We start from the raw sequence: 23,071 nt of genomic DNA, 5'->3' as shown, positions 1-23,071 counted from the left end.
CCGACCGGTCAGATTCGCCTCAACGGGTCGCCGTGGCGGAGACCGCTTGCTGAATGGCGCGGGCGAGGAGGCTCTCCCGGAACGGCTTCTCCAGCACGATAGCCGCCGGGACTGTGGCCCTCACCCCCACAATGTCGCCGGTGATGAAGACATGCGGCACGTACCTGTGCCGACATATGGACTCCACGGCGGAGATGCCGCTGCCGACCTGGAGTCGCGCGTCGACGATCATCAGGTCCGGCCGGTGGTGGCGCGCGGCGGCCACCGCATCAGCCTCGGTGATCTCGATGGCGCAGATTTCATGGCCCATCGCCGCCAGCAGTTCGGCAAGGTGCATGCCGATTATGGCATCGTCTTCCAGAATGAGGATGCGCAGGGCGTTCGTCATCGCATGGAACACGCGCCGACCGGAGGCCAACGGCGGCGGGGCCGGGCCCAAATGTCCTGTGGGGGGTGCTTGTGCCTGAACGCCATGTCTCAACCTCAGCGCGGCGCTGTCGAAAGTCTACCGACGGCGGAACGCCGCCGCCGGTAGGGCGCGATCACGGCATGCCGTTGCGGGGGAGCATCGCACCGTCGACACGGTAACGCCCTAGAATGAAGAAAGAGCGGGACGGAAACTACTCAGTTTCTCTCCAGCATCAGCATCATGACGCGCATCGGGCGAACCGTACGTGCACAACACGATCGATACCAACTATGAGTAGTTTCCGAAGATAGCGGAGTTCGTAGGTTGCCAGCTATCGATGGTCATGCGGCAGAACATCCTCCTGATCACCAAGGATGCCGGCGATGCGGAAACCCTGCGCGGGACGCTGGACCGCACGGATGGAGATCGGTTCACGGTCCATTGGGCGACCACGCTGGCCTCGGGCCTTGCGCGCTTGAATGAAGGCGGCATCGACGCGATGCTGGTGGACCTTCGCCTGCCCGACAGCCAGGGACAGGCGACGTTCGACGCCCTGTTCTCTTCGGCACCCCGCACGCCCATCATGACACTGTGCGCCGACGGCGATGAGGCGCTGGCCCGACAGGTCGAGCGGCTCGGCTCCGACGGCTATTTCCTTAAGCCCTTCTTCGACAGCTACATAGTGCCGCAGTCGCTGCGGAACGTGATGCGGCCACAGACGCTGGAGGAACGAATACTCAACGAGAACGCGCGCGCCGAGACCACCCTCAATTCCATCAGCGATGCAGTCATCGGTACCGATCTCGCGGGCAACGTGGACTACCTAAACGCTGCCGCGGAATCCATGACCGGCTGGTCGCGGAACGAGGCGCGGGGCCAGCCGCTCGACCGGGTGATGAAGATCATCAACAGCACGACGCGGGAGCCGAAGCGAAATCCGGTCGACATGGTCCTACAGCAGAATAAGCCCATGGGCCTGACAGCCGGCACGCTGCTGATCCAGCGCGACGGCAGTGAAGTGGCGATCGAGGACTCGGCGGCGCCGATCCAGGACTCTTCCGGCAACATAAACGGCGCCGTCATCGTCGTTCACGATGTCACCGCCGCCAAGGCTATGGCCATGAAGATGGCCTATCTGGCGCAGCACGATTTCCTGACCAACCTGCCGAACCGCGTGCTCCTCAGTGACCGCATCACGCAGGCAATCAAGTGGTCCGAGCGCAACGGGAAGAGCTTCTCCCTGCTGTTTCTGGACCTGGACAACTTCAAACTCATCAACGATTCTCTCGGCCACGAGATCGGCGACAAGCTGCTGGTCTCGGTCGCGCAGCGCCTGAGCGACTGCATCCGCCGCTCCGATACAGTCAGCCGTCAAGGCGGCGACGAGTTCCTGATCCTGCTCATGGATGAAACGGATGCGCAGGATGCTGGCCTCGTAGCCGGCAAGATCCTCGACGTCGTCAGCCAGCCCCACTCCATCGCCGGACATGAGCTTATCGTCACCGCCAGCATCGGCATCAGCAGTTATCCGCGCGACGTGGATGACGCGGAAGCGCTGATCAAGAATGCGGATGCGGCGATGTACAAAGCCAAGGAAGGCGGGCGGAACACGTTCAGATATTTCAGTTCCAGCATGCGCGCCCGCGTTGACGCGCGGCGCGCGATCGAGGCGGATCTTCGCGGGGCCCTGGTCAGGCAGGAATTCCTTCTGCACTACCAACCGGAAGTAGACCTGAATTCCGGGAAGATCATCGGCTGCGAGGCGCTGTTGCGCTGGAAGCATCCCAACGGAGAACTGATGCTCCCCGGCGATTTCATACCCATTGCCGAAGAATGCGGACTGATCCTGTCGATCGGCCGCTGGGTGTTGCGGGAAGCGTGCGCACAAGCCAAGTCATGGCACGACCAGGGTCGCAATCCCGGATCGATGGCGGTGAATGTCTCCGCGCTGGAACTTGCCCAGAACGATTTCATCCCCCGGGTGAAAGAAATTCTGAATGAAACGGGCCTTGACTCCCGCATGCTCCAAATCGAGATCACGGAAAGCGTCCTCATGCGCGAAACCAAATCGAGCGCGATGACGCTGCACAAGCTGAAGGAAATGGGCGTCGTCATCGCCATGGATGACTTCGGCACCGGATATTCCAGCTTGAGCTACCTCACGAATTTTCCGATAGATATCATCAAGGTGGACCGGTCCTTCGTAGCGGCGATCCGCACCTCTGCGGACAACTGCATCATCATCAGCGCAATCATCGCCTTGGGCGCCAGCCTTAAGCAGCGCGTGATCGTCGAAGGAATCGAGGACGCGGAGCAACTCGCCTTCCTCAAGGCGATCAATTGCCGGGAAGGCCAGGGCTTCCTGTTCAGCCGGCCGGTCTCGGCAGAAAAGTTCGCAAACTTGCTGTACTTGCGTGGCGATGGTCCGTGACATCCTGAGGTGCTGACGTTGCCCCTCCAGGCTAATCCAGATTGAAGTTCGTTCTGGTCCATTGAGAGGACCAGACCATGAGGCGTGCTCCCCTGAGTTCCTGCCACGGAAAAGTTGGGTCCTTCGATCAGGAGAAGGACCATGCGGCGCAACGGCCGTCTGCGGGACGAGTGCCTCGATGCGCACGCCTTCGCCTCGCTTGCCGAGGCCCGGCGGATCATCGAGGCTTGGCGGATCGCCTACACCACCGTCCGACCCCATACGAGCCTCGGCGGCCTAGCCCCGTCGATGTTCGCAAGCTGGTCCCATGAGGACCAAAAACCCTGCCGGGCCTAACTTACGACCGGCAGGAAAACGGGGAGCACGTCATAGAGGGTCGCGGGCAATGCGACCCAATGGCAAACTTCAGCCAAAACCGTTTCGAAAACCGTGTCAGATCTGGAAACTGAAACGGTGAAACCGGCCCATATCGTTGATTTTAGTGGTGGGCGCACTAGGGCTCGAACCTAGGACCCGCTGATTAAGAGTCAGCTGCTCTACCAACTGAGCTATGCGCCCGTTCCGGGTGGCCCCGGAAGGAGGCGTTCGTGTAGCAAAACGCCCCCGCCCTTACAAGAGCGGAGGCGCTTTTTTTTGCGTCGTCCAAGGGAATGCGCCCGCCGCGCCCGCGGCGCAGCGGGCGCGTGGGGCTATTCCTTGAAGGCTTCCTCGCGGGTCTTCTGCACCGAGGGCAGCAGCACCGTCACCAGCGCGATGGCGGCCAGCGCCAGCAGCACGGCGGAGATCGGCCGGGTGACGAACACCATGGGGTCGCCGCGCGAGATCAGCATGGCGCGGCGCAGATATTCCTCCAGCATCGGGCCGATGACGAAGCCCAGCAGCAGCGGCGCCGGCTCGCAGTCGAGCTTCACCAGCGCGTAGCCCAGCACCCCGAACAGTGCCATGGAATAGACGTCGAACGCGTTGTTGTTCACCGAATAGACGCCGATGCAGCAGAAGGCGATGATGGCCGGGAACAAGAGGTGGTAGGGCACGGTCAGAAGCTTCACCCACACGCCGATCAGCGGCAGATTGAGCAGCACCAGCATGGCGTTGCCGATCCACATGGAGGCGATGATGCCCCAGAACAGGTCCGGCTTCTCGGTCACCACGTTCGGGCCCGGCGTGATGCCCTGGATGATGAGCGCGCCGATCATGAGCGCCATCACCGGGTTCGACGGGATGCCGAGCGTGAGCATGGGGATGAACGAGGTCTGGGCGCCGGCATTGTTGGCGCTCTCGGGCCCGGCCACGCCGGCGATGGCGCCGCGGCCGAACTCCTGCGGGTTCTTCGATAGCTTCTTCTCGACCGAATAGGAGGCGAAGGACGACAGCATCGCCCCGCCGCCCGGCAGGATGCCGAGGAACGAGCCGAGGATCGTGCCGCGGAGCACCGGCGCGATGATGGCCTTGAAATCCTCCTTGGTGAGCATCAGGGACTTCACCTTGGCCGCCACGAGCGAGCGGGTGTGCTCGTCCTCGAGGTTGCGGATGATCTCGCCGATGCCGAACATGCCCATGGCGATGGCGACGAAGTCGAAGCCGTCGGCCAGCTCCGGCACGTCGAAGGTGAAGCGCGGCGTGCCGGTGTAGATGTCCTGGCCCGACAGGCCGAGCAGCAGGCCGAGCACGATCATCGCCAGCGCCTTGACGATGGAGCCGGAGGCGAGCGTCACCGAGGCGATGAGGCCGAGCACCATCAGCGAGAAGTATTCGGCCGGGCCGAACTGCAGCGCCAGGTTGGCGAGCGGCGGCGCGAACAGCGCCAGGAGGAAGGTCGCGACCGTGCCGGCGAAGAAGGAGCCGAGCGCGGCGGTGGCGAGCGCGGCGCCGGCGCGGCCCTGCTTGGCCATCTGGTGGCCGTCGATGGCGGTCACCACCGAGGACGACTCGCCCGGCAGGTTGATGAGGATCGCCGTGGTGGAACCGCCATACTGCGCGCCGTAATAGATGCCGGCGAGCATGATCAGAGCGGAGACCGGCGGCAGCCCGAAGGTGATGGGCAGCAGCATGGCGATGGTGGCGAGCGGGCCGAGGCCCGGCAGCACGCCGATCAGCGTGCCGAGCAGCACGCCGATGAAGCAGTACATGAGGTTCTGCAGCGACAGCGCGACCGAGAACCCGAGTTCGAGATTGCTGAGCAGTTCCATCGTCGCGCCTCAGTATCCACCGAGCCAAGGGCCGAGCAGCGGCAGCGGCAGGCCGAGCCCCTTGATGAACACCGCCCAGCAGAACACGGTCATGACGACGGTGTTGATGATGGCGGTCGACAGGCGGAACTTCTGGCTCGCCAAGGTCGAGACGAACACCGAGACCGCGAGCGCCGGCATGAAGCCGAGCGGGCGCATGGCGATGCCGAAGAACACGATGATCGAGGTGAGAATGATCAAGGCGCGCCAGGCGATGCTGGAGGGGGCATCCCCTTGGGTGCGCAGGCCGTTGAAGAGCACCACGATTCCCAGCACCCCGAGGCCGGCCGAGAGCACCATGGGGAAATAGCCCGGTCCCATGCGGTTGGAGGTGCCGATCGGCAGGTCCAGCGCCTGCCATGCGAACAGCGCCGCCAGGGCGATGAACAGAAGTCCCGAAAGGACATCTTTTGGATTGCGGACGAAACTCATAGCCTCCCCTCAGCCACCGGTAATTCTTGTGATCTTGGGGGCGATCCTGCCCCATGCCCACGACGTGACGCCGACGTGACGATCACATGCATAAACAATGCGGCTTCCGAGCGCGAGCCCGGAAGCCGCATGACTGAGCGTTAATCTGCATAGACGCCGGCGGCCTCGATGATCGGCTTCCACTGCGCGATCTGGTCCGCGAGGAACTGCTCGTGGACCGCCGGGCTGCGGCGGTCCTTCGGCTCCGGCTCGGTGCCGAGATCCGCCATGCGGGCGATCACCTTGGGATCGTCGAGGGCGGCGTCGATCGCCTTGTTCAGCTTCTCGACCACGTCCTTCGGCGTGCCCTTGGGCGCGTAGATGCCGTGCCACACGGCCACCTCGACCGGCAGGCCGCCCTCGGCGGCGGTGGGAATGTCCGCCAGCGACTTCACGCGCTCCTTGGTGGTCACCGCATAGGCCTTCACCTTGCCGCCCTTGATCTGGCCGGTGGTGTTGGTGGTCTGGTCGCAGAGCAGGTCGATCTGGCCGCCGATCAGGTCGTTCATCGCCGGGCCCGTGCCGGGATAGGGCACGGTGGTCATCTGCGTGCCGAGCTTGGACATGAACAGCATGCCGCACAGGTGCGAGGCCGAGCCGACGCCGGCATTGCCGTAGGTGACCTTGTCCTTGTTCGCCTTCACGAACGCCACCAGCTCCTTGAAGGTCTTGGGCTCGAGGCTGCTCTTGGCGATGATGGTCATGGGCACGGCGGTGACGAGGCCGACCTCCGCGAAGTCGCTGCCGGGCTTGTAGGGCAGCTTGCGGTAGAGCGTCGCCGACGTCGCCTGGCCGATATGGTGGATCAGCAGCGTGTAGCCGTCGGGCGCCGCCTTGGCCACCTGGCCCGCGGCGCGGGTGCCGCCGGCGCCGCCCACATTCTCCACCACCACCTGCTGGCCGAGCGAGCGCGACATGCTCTCCGCGATCAGGCGCGCCACCGTGTCGGTGGGGCCGCCCGCCGAGAAGGGCACGACCAAGGTGACGGGCCGGTTCGGAAAGGTCTGGGCGGCGGCCGCGGTCGAAAGCCCGACCGCCGCAACGAGTGCGAGCGCCGCATTGACGATGCGCATGATGTCCTCCTCAACTCCCCTGGAGCGTTTTGGCCGTCGCCGGCTCCAGCCTTTGAAGAGCGCCCTGCGGCGAGCGTCAAGTCTTGCGCCGCCGCGCGCCGGATGTTTTGCGATGCAACATTCGGGGCCGAGCAGAAGAATCCGCGCCGGAACGCCACTGTGGCGTGTAGCGCCCGGGCGAAGACCGGTTTTTCTTCAAGGGATTGGGTATATCGCCAGGCCCGCGCCGGCGGTCGCGGGGAAAGCGCGGGGGCGGGCGGGCGGCGCAGGCCGCCCCGCCCGCCCGCGCGTCCTCAGCCGGCTGCGCTCTGCGGGTTGACCGACTGGCGCTTCACCTGGAGCTTGTTGAGGGCGGTGATGTAGGCCTGGGCGGAGGCCACCAGCGTGTCGGGATCGGCGGCGCGGGCGGTCACCGCCTTGCCGTTCTCCTCGAGCCGCACCGAGACCTCGGCCTGCGCGTCCGTGCCCTCGGTCACGGCGTGCACCTGGTAGAGGTCGAGCTTCACGGTGTGGGGCACCAGCGCCTTGATGGCGTTGAAGGTGGCGTCCACCGGGCCGTTGCCCTCGGCCTCCTCGGTCAGAACGTGGCCGTCCACCTCGAGCTTCATGGTGGCGCGCTGCGGTCCGCGGGTGCCGGCGATGACCGAGAGCGAGACCAGCCGGATGCGGTCGTGGGCGGCGGCGATGCCCTGGTCCACCAGCGCCTCGATGTCCTCGTCATAGACCACCTTCTTGCGGTCGGCGAGGTCCTTGAAGCGGGTGAAGGCGTCGTTCAAGGCATTCTCGCCCAGCTCGTAGCCCATGGACTTCAGCTTGTCGCGGAAGGCGGCGCGGCCGGAGTGCTTGCCCATCACCAGCGAGGTCTTCGACACGCCGACGCTCTCCGGCGTCATGATCTCGTAGGTCTCATTGTGCTTGAGCATGCCGTCCTGGTGGATGCCGCTCTCGTGGGCGAACGCGTTCCGACCGACGATGGCCTTGTTGTACTGCACCGGGAAGGAGGTCACCGCCGACACCAGCTTGGAGGCGCGGGTCAGCATCCGGCTGTTGACGCCGATCGTGTAGGGCAGCACGTCCCGCCGCACCGAGAGCGCCATCACCACCTCTTCCAGCGCCGCATTGCCGGCGCGCTCGCCGATGCCGTTGATGGTGCATTCGATCTGCCGCGCGCCGCCTTCCAGGCCCGCCAGCGAGTTCGCCACCGCGAGGCCGAGGTCGTTGTGGCAGTGGACGGAGAAGATCGCCTTGTCCGCGTTCGGCACGGTCTCGCGCATGGTGCGGAACATGTGGCGGTATTCCTCGGGCGTCGCATAGCCCACCGTGTCCGGCAGGTTGATGGTGGTGGCGCCGCACTTGATCGCCGTCTCCACGCAGCGGGCGAGATAGTCGAGGGGGGTGCGCGTCGCATCCATGCCCGACCACTCCACGTCCTCCGCGAGGTTGCGGGCCTGGGTGACGGTGGCGGCGATGATCTCCAGCACCTCTTCCTGCGACTTGCGCATCTGGTGCTCGAGGTGGATCGGCGAGGTCGACACGAAGGTATGGATGCGGCCGTGGCGGGCGTGACGCACCGCTTCGCCGGCGCGGGCGATATCGGCCGGAATGGCGCGGGCGAGCCCGGCAATGGTGGCGCGCTTGGTGCGCCGCGCGATCTCGGCCACGCTCTCGAAATCGCCGATGGAGGCGATGGGGAAGCCGGCCTCGATCACGTCGACGCCCATCTCGTCGAGCAGTTCGGCCACCTCCAGCTTCTCCTCGAAGCTCATGGAGGCGCCGGGGCACTGCTCGCCGTCGCGCAGGGTGGTGTCGAAGATGATGACCCGGTCCTTGTGGGAGCGGGGGGCGGCAGACGCGGGCGCGGTCGATACGGTGGGAGGTGTGGTCGCGGTCATCGCTGCGGTCCTTCTGGGGTCCGGCGGGGCGCCCGATCGGTGTCGGAGCGCATCAGGGCCGGATCATAAGCCGAATGGGGTCGCCGGGGTCGTCCCGGGCGGCGATCAGGTCCCCTGAGTGCCCAGGCGCGCAGCCCGGCCGGCCCTCAGGGGCGGCTAAGGAGCAGAAGCGCGCGCAGAATCAGAGCGTTGCCCGGAAACCGATCGGTCCGGGGGGCAGAAGCGGCGGTGCTGGTCCTGCGGGACGACACGGGGGCGCTCTACTCTTCGCTCAGATGCGTGGAATGCCGCTCTTACCGGAGGCCTGGCCGAAGCGCAAGGGGCGTGCGGCCGCGTCAGCCGCGCACGGCGCTCCGATAGGCCGCGGCGAGCGCGGCCAGCGCGGCGCGCGGCCGCGCCTCCACGACCCGCGAGTGAAGCAGCACCGGCAGGCGTGGCAGGTCCGGCAGCCCGAGCCTGCGGCCCACGTCGACGGCCCCGAACGGCAGCATGCGCGGTGCCAGCGCCGCCACGCCGAGCCCCGCCGTGACGGCGGCGGCGACCGCCGTCACGCCGCCGCCGACGAAAACCTCCGTCCAGGGCACCCCTGCGGCGTCAAGCAGACGCCCGGCCAGCGCGCGCACGCCGCAGGGCTCCGCCATGGTGGCAAGGGGCAGGGGCTCGCCCGCCCGATGCTGCCAGGCGGGCGCCGCGAACCAGCCGAATTTCTCCTCGGCGAGGCATTCCCCGTCGGCGCGCCCGGCGCGCAGGCGCACGATCACCGTGTCGAGCTCCCGCCGGTCGAAGCTCTGGAGCAGGTCGCCCGACGAGCCGATGCGGATTTCGATCAGCAATTGCGGGTCCTGCGCGTTCATGCGCGCGATCAAGGCGGGAAGCTCGGGCCCCGCCACATGGTCGCTGATGCCGATGGTGAGGCGCTGGCGCGCCGCGGCGAAGAGGGCCAGGGCCCGGTCGTTCGCCTCCAGCAGCCCGCGCGCGTGGTCGAGAAAGGCCTCTCCCCGCGCCGAAAGCTGCACGTGGCGCGGCGTCCGCTCCACAAGCCGGCAGCCGAGCCGCTGCTCCAGCCGCTTCAACTTCAGGCTCACCGCGGCCTGCGTCGTCTGCATGGCCTCGGCCGCGCGGGTGAAGCTGCCGAGCTCGGCGATGCGCACGAAAGCCAGGACCGCATCCAGATCCAGGGGGGGAGATGTCATTTTGGCACGTTATCATTGATATTAGCAGTGATAGCATATCAAAATGATTTGGCGGCGCCTACCTTCCTGCCGGCACACGCAGGAGGACCCGCCATGCCGCTCGTTCACATCTCTCTTCGCTCAGGTAAGCCGGAAACCTACCGTCAAGCGATCTTCGACGGGCTCTATCGCGCCATGCGCGAGACGTTCAACGTGCCCGAAGACGACCAGTTCATGACCATCACGCAGCACGACGGGGCCGACTTCCGCTATGGCGCGTCCTATCTCGGCATCGCCCGCAGCGACGATCTGGTGCTGATCCAGATCAGCGCCATGAACACCCGCACGGTGGAGCAGAAGAAGGCCCTGTACGGGAGGATCGCGGCGCTGCTCGGCGAGAATCCCGGCATCCGGCCCGAGGACCTGTTCGTGAACCTGATCGAGGGCGCGCGCGAGAACTGGTCGCTCGGCAACGGCCTCGCCCAATATGCGTGAGGCAGCCTGACCCCGGGTCAGAATCCCGCGCCGGGGGCCGGGGGCCGGGGGGATCGGGCGTCGGCAACGATCGACGCCGCCGCCCGGCGCAACCGCCCCCATTCCAGATGCCCCACGGGGACCAGAGAGGCCTGCAAAGGTGCGACACTTGCGAGCCACACGGCTTGTCGGCCGGCTGCTGCGGGCGATCGCGGGCCGGCATCGTGCCGGTGCCGCCCGCGCGACGGCGGAATACCCCGCGTGCCGATGGTGCGATCAGGTCGAGCGCGAGATCAATGAGCGGATCATCCGCGACGATCCGCGCGCAAGGGGACGGTGAGGGCTGGCCTCGAAGTCCCGGCCCCGGGTCCTTCCCGGCTCGCCTTCCCCGTCTCGCCCTTCCGCGGGGGCGTCCCCGCCCCCGCGCCTCAGTTCGGCGCGCCCGCTTCGCCGGCCGGCGCCTTCTGCTCGATGGCGTCGGCCACCTCGGTGAGCGCGGCGGCGAGGGCGCGCAGCAGGTCCACCGGGGCGGAGACCTGGACCGCGGGGGTCGGAAGGCCGGGCTTGGGCCGGCCCACCTCGAGGCGCACCGCGCCCATCCTGCCGTCGAAGATGGCGGTGGTGAAGGCCTGGAGCGGCCACACCTTCAGCCGGCCCGCCGCGTCCTTGTCCCAGCTCTCGAAATCCATGCCGCCCGATTCCGTGCCGCCCGGGTTTCGCGCGTGCCCGCCGCGTGCCGATGCGCAGCGGCCATCCCCACCCGGCGCGGCGGCGGCGCCGGGATTGTTCGTGGCATTCTGCATATCATGGTCGACGGCCGGCCGCGACGGGGAGCGCGGCGGGGCAGCCGGGACGGCCGCGCGCACGGCACCGGTCCGGACCAACGGCGTCGTCCTCGGCGCTGAAGCGTCGCCGCCGCTCGGCCGGGGAACGCGCCCGCTGTGCCGCCGCCACGGCCGGTGCGCGCTCCAGCCGTCCCGGCTCGCGCGGCGACCGCGCCGCGGCGGCCGCGCAACCGTTTTCAGTGCAGCGCACACAGCCATCGACGATCCCGCAAACCGGCGGTATAGCTTGCTTCCAAGAGGAGCCGCCGTCCTTGCTGTCCGTCGTCATTCCCACCCACGATTCCGAGCGCCGTCTGGTGCCCGTGCTCTCCGCTCTGGTCCAGGGCGTGACCGCCGGGGTGCTGCGCGACGTGACGCTCGTGGACAGCGATTCCACCGACGCCACCGCCACCATCGCCGATGCCGCCGGCTGCGCCTTCCTCCATTCGGTGGGCGACGTGGGCGTCAGGCTGCGCCAGGGCGCGGCGGCCTCGCGCGGGCGCTGGCTCATGTTCCTCACCGACCGCTCGTTCCTGGAGGAGGGCTGGGCGCGCGAGGTGGCCCATTTCATCGAGACCGCCGAGCGGCGCGGCCAGGCGGAGCGGATCGCCGCCACCTTCCGGCTGGCGGTGGACGGGTACGGCTTCGGCCCGCGCCTCGGCGAGGCGGTGGCGGCGGCGCGGCTCGCCCTGCTCGGCCTGCCGAAGCCGGGGCAGGGGCTCATCATCTCGCGCCGGCACTATGACCGGCTCGGCGGCCACCCCTCCGGGGTCAAGGCCGAGCAGCGCCTGATCGCCCGCATCGGCCGGCGCGGCATCCACCTGCTGCGCGCGCGCATCCTGCTCACCGACGGCGCGGGGGAGGACAGCGCGCCGGAGCCGGGGCGCAATGGGCGCGCGGACGGGCGCGCATTCCACCCCAATTAAGCCCCAGAGTTGGATATGGTCTTGGCGGTGTCGCAGCCATGGGCCTCAATGAGCCCGCGGCGGAGCGCCGAGGGAGGGGTCCATGGATCTGGGGCGTCGGCTCGTTCGCGTAGGTCTTGCGTTCACCCTGATCGTCGCATCCGCCGCCGCTCTGGCCCAGACCCCGCCGCCGCGGCCCCCCGCGCGGCCGGAGGCGCCGCCCGCCGCCGCGCCGGCGCCGCGGCCGGCCTCGGCGAAGACCTTCCAGCGCCCCGACCTCTCCGCCAATGCGCGCCGCTACGAGCGCGTTCTCAGGCGCGCCACCGCCCCCCTGACCCAGCCGCTCGACAAGATCCGCCGCGACGCCGACGTGGCCTTCCAGCGCAACGACGCGCGCGCCGCCGCCCAGCTCTACGGCGTGGTGGTGGTGAACAGCCCGGACGACGCGCTGGCCTGGATGCGGCTCGCCCGCGCGCTCGCCGCCATCAAGCCGAGCGAGAAGGAGAACGCCTTCCAGCTCGCCGACGACGCGCTCGCCGCCGCCTACATCTCCTACCGCCGCGCCCGCACCGCGGTGCAGGAGAGCGAGGCGCTGTCCTTCATCGCCCGCATCTATGCCGGCCGCGGCACCTGGCGCGCCGCCATCGACACCATGAAGGCGGCGCTCGATCTCAACGAGACCGCGGCCGACCGCGCCTTCTTCGAGAAGATGAAGGACGAGCACGGATTCCGCATGCTCGACTACACCATCGAGGCGGATTTGGCGGTGCCGCGCGTGTGCGCGCAATTCTCCGAGGACATGAAGCCCGGCGTCGATCTTGCCGCCTTCGTCCAGGTGGAGGGCATGGATAAGCCCGCCGTCACCGCCGAGGAGCGCCAGCTGTGCGTCGAGGGCTTGAGGCACGGCGAGCACTACGAGGTGCGCGTGCGCCCGGGCATCGCCGCCGCCAATGGCGAGACCACCCGCAAGGGGGCCGAGCTGTCGATCTATGTGCGCGACCGGCGGCCGGCGGCGCGCTTCGCCGGCCGCAATTACGTGCTGCCCAGCATCGGCCAGAAGGGCATCCCGGTCACCACCGTGAACACCAAGGCGGTGAAGGTCGCGATCCTGCGCATCGGCGACCGCGGCCTCGTGCCCACCGCGCTCGACGGCGAGTTCCGCCAGGGGCTCGAGGCCTATGTGCGCGAGCGCCTCAAGGAGGGCGCGGCGATCCCGGTGTTCGACGGCGTCCTGGAGGTGGACAGCCCGCTCAACGCCGAGGTCACCACCGCGATCCCGGTGACCGAGGCGCTCGGCAAGCTTGAGAGCGGCGTCTATGTGATGACCGCCGCGCCCGACCCCGCCCCGCGCGGCGGCGACGACGACTACGAGACGCTCGCCACCCAGTGGTTCATCGTCTCCGATCTCGGCCTCACCGCGGTCTCCGCCCGCGACGGGGTGCACGTGATGGTGCGCTCGCTCGGCAGCGCCGAGCCGGTGGCGGGGGCCGAGGTGCGCCTCGTCGCCAAGTCCAACGAGGTGCTCGGCACCCGCGCCACCGACGCCAATGGCCTGGCGCGCTTCGACCCCGGCCTCGCCAAGGGCCCGGCGGGGCTCGAGCCGGACGTGGTGGTGGCCAAGACGCCGGCCGGCGACTACGCCTTCCTGTCGCTCAAGGACCAGGGCTTCGACCTCACCGACCGCGGCGTCGCCGGGCGCGAGGCGCCGGGGCCGCTCGACGCCTTCCTCGCCACCGAGCGCGGCGTCTACCGCTCGGGCGAGAGCGTCCACCTCACGGCGCTGCTGCGCGACGCCAAGGGCAACGCCGCCCCCGGTCTGCCCCTCACCCTCATCCTCCAGCGCCCGGACGGGGTGGAGGACCGCCGCCTCGTCTCGGAGGACGCCGGCGCGGGCGGGCGCGTGCTCGATCTGCCTTTGCTCAAGGGCGCCATGACCGGCACCTGGCGCATCAAGGCGTTCAGCGATCCGAAGGCGGCGCCGATCGGCGAGGCCACCTTCCTGCTGGAAGACTATGTGCCCGATCGGGTGGAGTTCGAGCTCTCCACCGCCGCCACCGCCGTGCCGCGCGCCGGGTCGGTGGAGGTGCTGCTGAACGGGCGCTATCTGTTCGGCGCCCCCGCCGCCGCCCTCGACGTGGAGGCGGAGAGCGAGCTGCGCCTCGCCCCCGGCGGGCGCAAGGCGTTCCCCGGCTTCCAGTTCGGCAATGCCGACGACGAGGTGCTGGCGGACCGCAACCCGGCCGCCGACGCCCCGCGCACCGACGCCAACGGCCGCGCCAGCCTGCGCATCGCCGCCGGCACCCTGCCGCGCACCGACCGGCCGCTGGAGATCGAAGCCATCGTGCGCCTCGTCGAGGCCGGCGGGCGCGCGGTGCAGCGCACGCTCACCATTCCGGTCGCCCCCGCCGGCAGCCAGATCGGCGTCAAGCCGCTGTTCGACGCCCGCGTGCGCGAGGGCGAGCCGGCGCCGTTCGAGGTGGTGGTCGCCGGCGCCGACGACAAGCCGCGCGCCGCGACCGGCCTCACCTGGCGCCTGTCGCGCCTGGAGACCCGCTACCAGTGGTACAAGGTGGACGGCGCCTGGCAGTACGAGCCGGTGAAGATCGTCACCCGGGTCGGCGAGGGCCGCCTCGACGTGGCGGCGGACGCGCCGGCGCGGCTCCAGCTGCCCACCGATTTCGGCCGCTACCGGCTCGACGTCACCGGTCCGGGCCTGCCGCTCACCTCCCTGCCGTTCGAGGCCGGATACGGCGGCGGCGTCAGCGCCGACACCCCCGACCGCCTGGAACTGACGCTGGGCGCCGACGCCTACGCCGCCGGCGACACGCTGGAGGCCACCCTCACCGCCCGCGCCCCCGGCGCCGCCACGGTGATGGTCATGAACGAAGGCGTGCTGGCGACCCGCGCGCTCAAGGTCGAGAAGGGCGCCAACAAGGTGAGCTTCAAGGTGGAGCCGGGCTGGACGCCGGGCGCCTATGTGGTCGCCTTCTATCACCGCCCGCTGGACGTGGCGGCGGGCCGCATGCCGGGCCGCGCCATCGGCCTCGGCTGGTTCTCGGTCGACCGCGCCGCCCGCACCCTGGGCGTGGAGCTGGGCGGTCCGGCCGAGGTCCGCCCGGAGACCGCGCTCGACATCCCGCTCGCGATCACCGGCCTCGCCCCCGGCGAGCAGGCCTATGTGACGCTCGCCGCGGTGGACGTGGGCATCCTCAACCTCACCAATTTCAAGCCGCCGAACCCCGACGCCGCCATCCTCGGCCAGCGCCGGCTCGCGCCCGAGATCCGCGACCTCTACGGCGCGCTGATCGACGGCATGCGCGCCAATGCCGGGCGCCTGCGCTCCGGCGGCGACGGCGGCGAGGAGCACGCGCTCGCGAGCCCGCCCACCCAGCCGCCGCTGGCCCTGTTCTCCGGCCTCGTCAGCGTGGGGCCGGACGGCAAGGCGCGCATCTCCTTCCCGATCCCCGCCTTCGACGGCACCGCCCGCCTCATGGCGATCGCCTGGAGCGCCGGCAAGCTCGGCCACGCGACGCGCGACGTCTTGGTGCGCGACAAGGTGGTGGTCCTGCCCACTCTGCCGCGCTTCCTCGCCAATGGCGACCGCGGCTCGATCCATCTCGACGTGACCAACATCGCGGCCCCGGCGGGCGACTACCGCCTGGAGGTCACCGGCTCCGGCGCGGTGGCGACCCCGGTGCCCGGCCCGGCGCTGAAGCTCGCCGCCGGCGAGCGCCAGTCGGTGCGCCTGCCGGTGGAGGGCAAGGCGGTGGGGGCGGGCGAGGTGGCGGTGCGCCTCGTCGGCCAGGGGGTGGAGATCCGCCGCATTTATGCGGTGAACGTGCGCCCGGCCTATCCCGAGATCGAGCGGCGCACGGTGCGCACCCTCGCCCCCGGCGAGAGCCTCACCCTCAATTCCGCTCTGGTGCAGGACCTCGTGCCCGGCACCGGATCGGTGGCGGTGAGCGCCGCGCCGGTCTCCACCATCGACGTGCCGGCCTTGCTCTCGGCGCTCGACCGCTACCCCTATGGCTGCTCCGAGCAGATCACCAGCCGGGCCCTGCCGCTGCTCTATTTCAACGAGCTCGCCCAGCTCACCGGCAAGGACCAGGACCCGGGCGCCGACGGACGCATCGGCGAGGCCGTCGCCCGCGTGCTCGCGCGCCAGGATTCGAGCGGCTCCTTCGGCCTGTGGGCGCCGGGCGGCGAGGACACCTGGCTCGACGCCTATGTGGCCGACTTCCTCGGCCGCGCGCGGGAGAAGGGCTTTGCCGTGCCCGACATCGCCTTCCGCCTGGCCCTCGACCGGCTGCGCAACATCGTCAACCTCTCCGGCGCGCAGCTCGACAGCCCGAGCGAGGGCCTCGCTTATGCGCTCTACGTGCTGGCCCGCAACGGCCGCGCGCCGCTCGGCGACCTGCGCTACATCGCCGACACCAAGCTCGGCGACCTCTCCTCGCCGCTGGCCCAGGGGCAGGTGGGCGCCGCGCTCGCTCTGCTTGGCGACCGCGCCCGCGCCGAGCGCGCGTTCAAGGTGGCGCTCGACGGCCTGCCGGCGGCCGCCGCCGCGCCCGAGCCCGGCCGCGCCGATTTCGGCTCGGCTTTGCGCGACGCCGCCGCGCTCACCGTGCTGGCGCGGGAGGCCGACCTGCCGAAGCTCGCCGAGGTGGCCCTGAACCGCGTCGATGTCGCCCGCACCCTCACCACCCGCACCTCCACCCAGGAGAATGCCTGGCTGCTGCTGGCGGCGCGCACGCTCGCCGCCAGCGCCTCCGGCATGGTGATCGAGGCCAACGGGGTCGCCCGGCGCGGGCCCTACGGGCGCACCCTTTCCCGCGAGGAGCTGGAGCGCGGCGCGCTGACCCTGCGCAATGCCGGGCCGGAGCCGGTGAAGGTGGTGGTCTCGGTCAACGGCGCCCCCGCCGCGCCCGAGCCGCCCGCCGCCCACGGCTTCGCTCTGGAGCGGCGCTACTACACCCCGGACGGCAAGCCCGCCGACCCCGCCAAGGCGACCCAGAACCAGCGCTTCGTGGTGGTGCTGAAGGCCAAGGAGGACGACACGGTGCTCGCCGACGTGCTGCTGGTGGACTATCTGCCGGCCGGCTTCGAGATCGAGAACCCGAACCTGCTCTCCGGCCAGTCCGACGCCTTCGCCTGGCTCGGCGAGACCAGCGAGGCGGGGCACCTCGAATTCCGCGACGACCGCTTCGTGGCCTCCGTCACCCGGCAGGAGGACGACGGCCCGTTCGTCGTCGCCTACATGGTGCGCGCGGTGGCCCCCGGCCGCTACGCCCACCCCCCGGCGGTGATCGAGGACATGTACCGTCCCGACCGCTTCGCCCGCACCGCCGCCGGCACCATGGAGGTCGCGCCCGCCCGATGAGCGAGGAGCTTCCGGCAGGCGAGCCGGCCGCGCCCGGAGCGGGCCGGGTCGCGCCCCGCATTGGGCCCCATCCGCGCCGCGCCGTGCGCGCCGCCGGCTGGGCGGCGATCGTCGCGGCCGGCCTGACGGGCGGGGCCTATGCGGGCCTCGCCGGGCTGGGGCACGGCGCCCCGCCGGCCGATCCCGAGGTCTCGCCCGAGGTGGTGGACCGCGCCGGCGCGTTGCTGCGTCCGTTCGCGCTCAAGGACGGGCGCTGGCGCCTCGAGGCCCGCGCCAAGGACGTGGACCCGCGCTTCCTCGCCATGCTGTTCGCTTACGAGGACAAGCGCTTCCGCGACCATGGCGGGGCGGACCCGCGCGCTTTGGCGCGCGCCGCGCTGCAGGCGCTCGGCGCCGGGCGGGTGGTCTCGGGCGGCTCGACGCTCACCATGCAGGTGGCGCGCCTCTCCGACCCGCCGCGCCCGCGCACCCTCGGCGCCAAGCTGCGGCAGGTGGCGCGGGCGATCGCCATCGAGCGCCATCGGACCAAGGACGAGATCCTCGCGCTCTATCTCACGCTGGCGCCCTATGGCGGCAACATCGAGGGCGTGCGGGCGGCCGCGCTCACCTATTTCGGCAAGGAGCCGCGCCGTCTCACCTTGGGCGAGGCGGCGCTTCTGGTGGCGCTGCCCCAGGCGCCCGAGGCGCGCCGGCCGGACCGCAATCCCGACGCCGCGAGGGCGGCCCGCGACCGGGTGCTGGATCGCCTTTCCGCCCAGGGGGCGCTGAAGGCCGACGAGGTGCGCCTCGCCAAGCTGGAGCCGGTGCCGCGCGCCCGCCTGCCGCTGCCGCAGCGGGCGCCGCACCTCGCCGAGCAGATGGTGGCCGAGCGCCCGGCCTTGCGGCGCCACGCGCTGACGCTCGAGCGCGACCTCCAGGCGCGGCTCGAGGACCTGGTGCGCGAGCGCACGGCGGCGCTGGGGCGCGGCCTCTCCGCCGCTTTGCTGGTGGTGGACAATGCCAGTTCCGAGGTGCGCGTCTATGTGGGTGGCGCCGACTTTGCCGATGCGAGCCGCGCCGGCGCGGTGGACCTCGCCCGCGCGGTGCGCTCGCCCGGCTCGACGCTGAAGCCCTTCATCTACGCGCTCGCCTTCGACGACGGCATCGCCCATCCCGAGACGCTGATCGAGGACGCGCCGGTGCGCTTCGGCACCTGGCGGCCGGAGAATTTCGACCTGTCCTATCAGGGGGTGCTGCCGGTCCGGAAGGCGCTGCAGCTGTCGCTCAACGTGCCGGCGGTGCGCCTCCTGGAGGCGGTGGGGCCGCAGCGGCTCGCCACCCGCATCAAGGAGACGGGGGCGCGGCTGGAGCTGCCCGAGGGCGCCGCCCCGAGCCTGCCCATGGGGCTCGGCGGCGTCGGCATCCGCCTCACCGACCTTGCCATGCTCTATGCGGCGCTGGCGCACGGCGGACAGGCCTTGCCGCTGAAGCTGCGCGCCGCGGGCGATGCGGCCACGCCGGTGCGGCCGCCGCGCGCGCTGGTGGGGGAGGTGGCGGCCTGGTACGTGGCGAGCAGCCTGTTGGGCACGCCGGCGCCCGACAACGCGCTCGGCGGGCGCATCGCCTTCAAGACCGGCACCTCCTACGGCTATCGCGACGCCTGGGCGGTGGGCTTCGACGGCCGGCGTACGGTGGCGGTGTGGGTCGGCCGGCCCGACGGGCGGCCGGTGGCCGACCTCACCGGGCGCAGCGCCGCCGCGCCGCTGCTGTTCGACGCCTTCGCCCGCATCGTGCGCACCCCGGCGCCGCTCGAGGCCGCGCCCAAGGGCGCGGTCGCGGCGGTGAACGCCCGCCTGCCGCTGCCGCAGCGCCGCTTCGGCGCCGACCCCTCGGCCGAGCGATTCGCGCTCGTCTATCCGCCCGACGGCGCGCGCCTCGAGACCGGCGGCGATGGGGAGGGGGCTTCGGACGAGGGCGCCGGGCTCGCCATCAAGGTGGAGGGCGGCGTCCTGCCTTTGACCGTGCTGGCGGACGGCCGGCCGGTCGCCCGCTCCGACGACCGGCGGACCCTGTTCTGGACCCCGCTTGGCCGCGGCTTCGTGCGGCTCACCGTGATCGATGCCGCCGGCCACGCCGCCAGCGCCACGGTCCGCGTCGACTGAGCGGCCGGCGCAAAAAAAAAACCGCCACGCCGATGCGGCGGGCGGTCTGGAGGCCCCGGGAGGGGGGTCGGGAGAAAAGCGGGTCGTCGGGACCCGGTATTTGCGGCGCGCGTGCCGCGCGGCACGGGAACCGGCGCGCAGACGCGGTAATATGCGTCACAGCCCAGGAGGAAGCGGCGGAATCAGCGCCGCAAGAGACGCATCTTCCCGCCTGGTCCATCCGGCCTCGGGCCGGTCGGCGACGTGCGCCGGCCGGTGCCTTGCCGGACTGTTCGGACCCTCGTCTATCCCCGCTTTATCCCCGCCGGCCGAATGCGGTCCGCGGGCGAAGCAGGGCGCCTCAGGCCCTTCCAGATCAGCGGATGCGGGCCACCACCTGGGGGATGTCCTCGCGGACGAGGCCCATCTGGGCGAGCTCGCTGTTGCTGAGGCGGCTCAGATGGTCATAACGGTCAGCCATGCGGCGCGCCTCGGCGACAGCCGCGAAGAAGTCGGACACGGCCGCGGCGAAACGCCCGAAAAAGCCGCTGTCGCGCAGGCCGTTGGCAGTGATCGTGGTCATTGTTCTCTCCATTCGATGGAGCGAATATAAGACGGTCGGGTGCGCTGCAACATGGCCGATTGTGCATGGCACCAATGCGAATGCCGTATACCAGAAGCCGGAGGGGAGGCGCCGGCCGGGGCGCGATTTGGCTCTGGACCGGCGGCGGCGAATTGCGTATAGAGCGCGCCTGCCCGCGCTGGACGGGGCGCGCGCCGCCTGCGCGCCGCGCCGCCGCCCGCGCCACAGGCGGACCGGTGGGGGATAGTTCAACGGTAGAACAGCGGACTCTGACTCCGTTAATCTAGGTTCGAATCCTAGTCCCCCAGCCAATCAGTTTCCTTTCCCAGAGATTTTGGCGCTTCCGGTGATTCCTGCGACACTGTCGTGGGTTAGCCGGGCGTTGGCGCGACCGCAGACCTCCTGCAGGTGGTCTTGGGCGAGTCCTGGGGCGGGTATCTCCGTCCGTCTGAGGCCGGCCTTTCCAATTTCCGGCCGCATCGCCGTTGGGCTTTGAGACAGAGGCCCGCGGACCCACGGGCAGGTCTCGAAGCGCGTTGTGTTGATAGGAAAGATGGCGGATCAGGCGCCCAGGATGCGCTGCTCCTGGGTGGCCCAGTCGTGGGGCAGCGCCGCGGTCAGGGTGGTGGCCGTCAGGTCGGCAGGCGCGTTACCATCGGCGACGGCCTTGATGAGCTTGGGCGAGAGGCAGGCCAGCGTCAGGAGCCTGCGCACATTGCGATCTCCCATCCCTTCCCGGCTCGCGATGTCATCGATGGTGGCAGCGCCGTCGAGCAGCTCCGCCACCCGACATAATAGAGGCAGGGATTATCGATGACCACGGCCTTCGCTGTCAGAACCGGCTGGTGGGCGACGACGACCGAGATGTCCTTCGTGTTGCCGGAACTGATAGTGGTGTGCGGGCTCGGCCGTGCCCCTGAACCGCGCCGCATCGTCAGGCCTTGGCCCTTTTTGTTCTACGTCCCCGCGCGCGGAGCCCGGCCAGCCTCATCAAGCAGCTCAGGAGAGGCCATATGAAAGAACATCTTGCAATGAATGCGCTTTCTCGTCGCGCCTTCTTGACCACCACGGCCGCCGGCTCCTTGGCCGCCGCTGTGGTGCCCGCATCCACCCTCGCGCCCGCTTTTGCGCGCGCGGCCGGCATCAGCGCCGAGGAGGCGCGGCAGATCGCCATGGATGCCTACATCTATGGCTACTCACTGGTGACCACCGACGTCACCCGCCTGCAAATGAGCAATGTGGCCAAGGCCGGGCTGATGAGCGGGCCGCTGGGCTCCTTCTTCAATGTGCGGGGCTATCCACCGGCTACCTATCGCGGCGTCTCGGCCACCAATGCGGACACGCTTTATTCCATGGCGTGGCTCGACCTGAAGGAGCCCATGGTCTTCAGCCATCCCGAGATCAAGGATCGCTTCTTCAACTTCGAGCTGATCGACCTGTGGATGGTGGTGGAGCACGCGGTGGGCACCAACACCACCGGAACGGCGGCCGCCACCTATCTCTTCACCGGCCCCGGCTGGAAGGGCGAGGTGCCCAAGGGCATGATCCACATCGCCTATCCGACCCGCTATCTCGGCGTGCTGGGACGGACCTATGCGCTCGACACGCCAGAGGATCTCGCCATCGTCCACAAGCTGCAGGACCAGTACAAGGTCGTGCCGCTGTCCTCGTATGGCAAGGACTACACATTTGTCGCCCCGCCGATTGTGGATGCGGGCATCAAGATGGATGAGGCGCCGCAAAAGGTCATTCTGGCGCTTGGGGTCGAGGGCTATTTCGACTGGATGACGCGGCTGATGGGCACCGTCGCCGTGCCGCCCGCCGAAGATGCCCCGATGCTCGAGAAGATGGCGAAGATCGGCATCGTCCCGGGCCAGCCCTTCAAGCTCTCATCGCTCGATCCCGCCATCCGTGCTGCGCTCAAGGACTTGCCGCAGCGCGTCACCGACAAGCTGAACGAGACCTGGGCGACGCTCGGCAAGGACGTGAGCGGCTGGCGGGTCACCACCACCGGCGCCATCTACGGCACCGACTATCTGACCCGCGCCGCATGGGCCTCCAATGGCTGGCCGTCGCAGCAGATCCAAGTGTCGGTCTATCCGACGACCTATTTGGATGGCGCGGGCGGAAAGCTCGACGGCAAGAACAACTACACGCTCACCTTCAAGAAGGGCGAGATGCCGCCGATCAACGACCAGGGCTTCTGGTCGATCACCATGTATCAGATCGACAACGGCCTGTGGTTCTACCCCAACAAGCTCAACAAACTGACCGTCAGCACGCGCAACATGTTCGTCTACAACGAGGACGGTTCGCTGACGCTCTATTTCCAGCACGAATCCCCGGGCAAGGACAAGGAGCAGAACTGGCTGCCCGCTCCGGCCGCGCCCTTCGCGCTGACCTTACGCATGTATTGGCCGAACAAGACGCCGCCTTCCATCCTCAACGGTTCCTGGGGGCCGCCGCCGGTCATGAAAGCTTGAGCAAAAGACTTCTGGTGTCGGCGTGGCCATTCGCGCCAACACCAGAGTCACCGGCCCCCGCGCTCCGATGGGTGACATGCCTGCTTCTCCGAGCTGCATGCTAACCGGCAGGGAGACCGCAGTCTCCTGCCTAGCCTATGGTGAGGATGGATCTCCGCCGATCGCGGATGTCCGCTGTGGAGGACAGTGACCGCGTCCGTTTCTGGCGCTGATTGCCCTTCGTGGTCCGTGCACCCTCCTCACCCCACCCGTGTCCGCCGCCGTCACGACGCCGGTTCGATCCGGTCCGCCCAGTCCTGGAGCGGGCATCACCGCAGAGCAGGCGATGGCGCCCCAACACCCACAAGTCTCCCGAACGGGTCACTGCATGGACGGGGACCTGCGGAACCTTGTCCGCGTCACCTCGCTCCTCGACCGAGGCCTCACGGGCCTAGTCCAGGGTGAGATCCACTTCGGCCAGGGAAAATCCGGTCAAGGTCATGTCGAACTCGACATCGACCAGGACATCTGCGGTGCCCCCCGTCTCTCATCCAGCTGAGGCCAGAGTCCTCGGGTGAGTTTGGCGCTGGTGCGCCGGTTGAGCAACGGTCGATCGGCGGAGCTGGTCGGGGTTGTGCAGCCGATCG

At 69.3% G+C, this 23,071-nt stretch carries 15 protein-coding genes, 2 tRNA genes and 1 pseudogene; 8 read left to right on the top strand and 10 right to left on the bottom strand.

What is annotated here, in order from left to right; translation table 11 throughout:
* Nucleotides 1-19: 19 nt before the first annotated feature.
* Nucleotides 20-388 (bottom strand): response regulator, encoded by a 369-nt coding sequence (locus ABLE88_RS22245; RefSeq protein WP_348834012.1) that lies wholly within the window; start codon nt 386-388, stop codon nt 20-22.
* A gap of 364 nt (nt 389-752) precedes the next feature.
* Between ABLE88_RS22245 and ABLE88_RS22240 the strand changes: the two genes are divergently transcribed.
* Nucleotides 753-2,840: a putative bifunctional diguanylate cyclase/phosphodiesterase gene (locus ABLE88_RS22240; protein WP_348834011.1), complete on the top strand. Its 2,088-nt coding sequence runs from the start codon at nt 753-755 to the stop codon at nt 2,838-2,840.
* Between the two features lie 150 nt (nt 2,841-2,990).
* Nucleotides 2,991-3,176: pseudogene (locus ABLE88_RS22235) on the top strand (integrase core domain-containing protein); the annotation flags it as partial.
* 146 nt (nt 3,177-3,322) lie between these two features.
* On the opposite strand, the gene ABLE88_RS22230 reads toward ABLE88_RS22235, so the two are convergent.
* The 6 genes from ABLE88_RS22230 to ABLE88_RS22205 all read right to left on the bottom strand — a co-directional run bounded on the left by ABLE88_RS22230 (nt 3,323) and on the right by ABLE88_RS22205 (nt 9,697).
* A tRNA-Lys gene (locus ABLE88_RS22230) sits at nt 3,323-3,398 on the bottom strand.
* 131 nt (nt 3,399-3,529) lie between these two features.
* Entirely contained in the window at nt 3,530-5,029 is a 1,500-nt protein-coding gene (locus ABLE88_RS22225) for a tripartite tricarboxylate transporter permease (RefSeq protein ID WP_348834010.1), read from the bottom strand.
* 9 nt (nt 5,030-5,038) lie between these two features.
* Nucleotides 5,039-5,500 carry a tripartite tricarboxylate transporter TctB family protein gene (locus tag ABLE88_RS22220; protein ID WP_348834009.1) on the bottom strand — a complete coding sequence of 154 codons (462 nt, stop codon included), beginning with the start codon at nt 5,498-5,500 and terminating at the stop codon, nt 5,039-5,041.
* Between the two features lie 140 nt (nt 5,501-5,640).
* Nucleotides 5,641-6,612, bottom strand: coding sequence for a tripartite tricarboxylate transporter substrate-binding protein (locus ABLE88_RS22215; RefSeq protein ID WP_348834008.1), 972 nt, complete (start codon nt 6,610-6,612; stop codon nt 5,641-5,643).
* 293 nt (nt 6,613-6,905) lie between these two features.
* Nucleotides 6,906-8,504, bottom strand: a complete 1,599-nt coding sequence (locus ABLE88_RS22210; protein ID WP_348834006.1) for a 2-isopropylmalate synthase — start codon at nt 8,502-8,504, stop codon at nt 6,906-6,908.
* A gap of 335 nt (nt 8,505-8,839) precedes the next feature.
* Nucleotides 8,840-9,697 (bottom strand): LysR family transcriptional regulator, encoded by an 858-nt coding sequence (locus ABLE88_RS22205; RefSeq protein ID WP_348834005.1) that lies wholly within the window; start codon nt 9,695-9,697, stop codon nt 8,840-8,842.
* Between the two features lie 93 nt (nt 9,698-9,790).
* On the opposite strand from ABLE88_RS22205, the gene ABLE88_RS22200 reads away from it, so the two are divergent.
* Complete coding sequence (locus ABLE88_RS22200; RefSeq protein WP_348834003.1) at nt 9,791-10,171, top strand: tautomerase family protein; 381 nt, start codon at nt 9,791-9,793, stop codon at nt 10,169-10,171.
* A gap of 407 nt (nt 10,172-10,578) precedes the next feature.
* Here ABLE88_RS22200 and ABLE88_RS22195 read toward each other — a convergent pair whose 3' ends face one another.
* Nucleotides 10,579-10,839: a hypothetical protein gene (locus tag ABLE88_RS22195; RefSeq protein ID WP_348834002.1), complete on the bottom strand. Its 261-nt coding sequence runs from the start codon at nt 10,837-10,839 to the stop codon at nt 10,579-10,581.
* A gap of 407 nt (nt 10,840-11,246) precedes the next feature.
* On the opposite strand from ABLE88_RS22195, the gene ABLE88_RS22190 reads away from it, so the two are divergent.
* From ABLE88_RS22190 to pbpC, 3 genes are all read left to right on the top strand, one after another.
* On the top strand, nt 11,247-11,900 hold the full coding sequence (locus ABLE88_RS22190; RefSeq protein ID WP_348834001.1) for a glycosyltransferase: 654 nt from the start codon (nt 11,247-11,249) through the stop codon (nt 11,898-11,900).
* An 82-nt stretch (nt 11,901-11,982) separates the two neighbouring features.
* Nucleotides 11,983-17,259, top strand: coding sequence for an alpha-2-macroglobulin (locus ABLE88_RS22185; protein WP_348834000.1), 5,277 nt, complete (start codon nt 11,983-11,985; stop codon nt 17,257-17,259).
* Nucleotides 17,256-19,400, top strand: a complete 2,145-nt coding sequence (gene pbpC / locus ABLE88_RS22180) for a penicillin-binding protein 1C (protein WP_348833998.1) — start codon at nt 17,256-17,258, stop codon at nt 19,398-19,400. The genes ABLE88_RS22185 and pbpC overlap by 4 nt, the downstream gene beginning before the upstream one ends.
* Before the next feature lie 355 nt (nt 19,401-19,755).
* Here the strand turns inward: pbpC and ABLE88_RS22175 are convergent, their stop codons facing one another.
* Nucleotides 19,756-19,962 (bottom strand): DUF1127 domain-containing protein, encoded by a 207-nt coding sequence (locus ABLE88_RS22175; protein ID WP_348833997.1) that lies wholly within the window; start codon nt 19,960-19,962, stop codon nt 19,756-19,758.
* Between the two features lie 237 nt (nt 19,963-20,199).
* Between ABLE88_RS22175 and ABLE88_RS22170 the strand changes: the two genes are divergently transcribed.
* A tRNA-Gln gene (locus ABLE88_RS22170) sits at nt 20,200-20,273 on the top strand.
* 250 nt (nt 20,274-20,523) lie between these two features.
* Here the strand turns inward: ABLE88_RS22170 and ABLE88_RS22165 are convergent.
* Entirely contained in the window at nt 20,524-20,691 is a 168-nt protein-coding gene (locus ABLE88_RS22165; RefSeq protein ID WP_348833996.1) for a hypothetical protein, read from the bottom strand.
* Nucleotides 20,692-20,993: 302 nt separating this feature from the next.
* On the opposite strand from ABLE88_RS22165, the gene ABLE88_RS22160 reads away from it, so the two are divergent.
* On the top strand, nt 20,994-22,445 hold the full coding sequence (locus ABLE88_RS22160) for a DUF1254 domain-containing protein (RefSeq protein ID WP_348833995.1): 1,452 nt from the start codon (nt 20,994-20,996) through the stop codon (nt 22,443-22,445).
* Nucleotides 22,446-23,071: the final 626 nt, after the last annotated feature.

It is taken from the genome of Xanthobacter luteus (assembly GCF_040049235.1).
Taxonomy (GTDB): Bacteria; Pseudomonadota; Alphaproteobacteria; order Rhizobiales; family Xanthobacteraceae; genus Xanthobacter.
The sequence above is the reverse complement of the archived record's forward strand: the minus strand, read 5'-3'. Positions and strand labels throughout refer to the sequence as shown.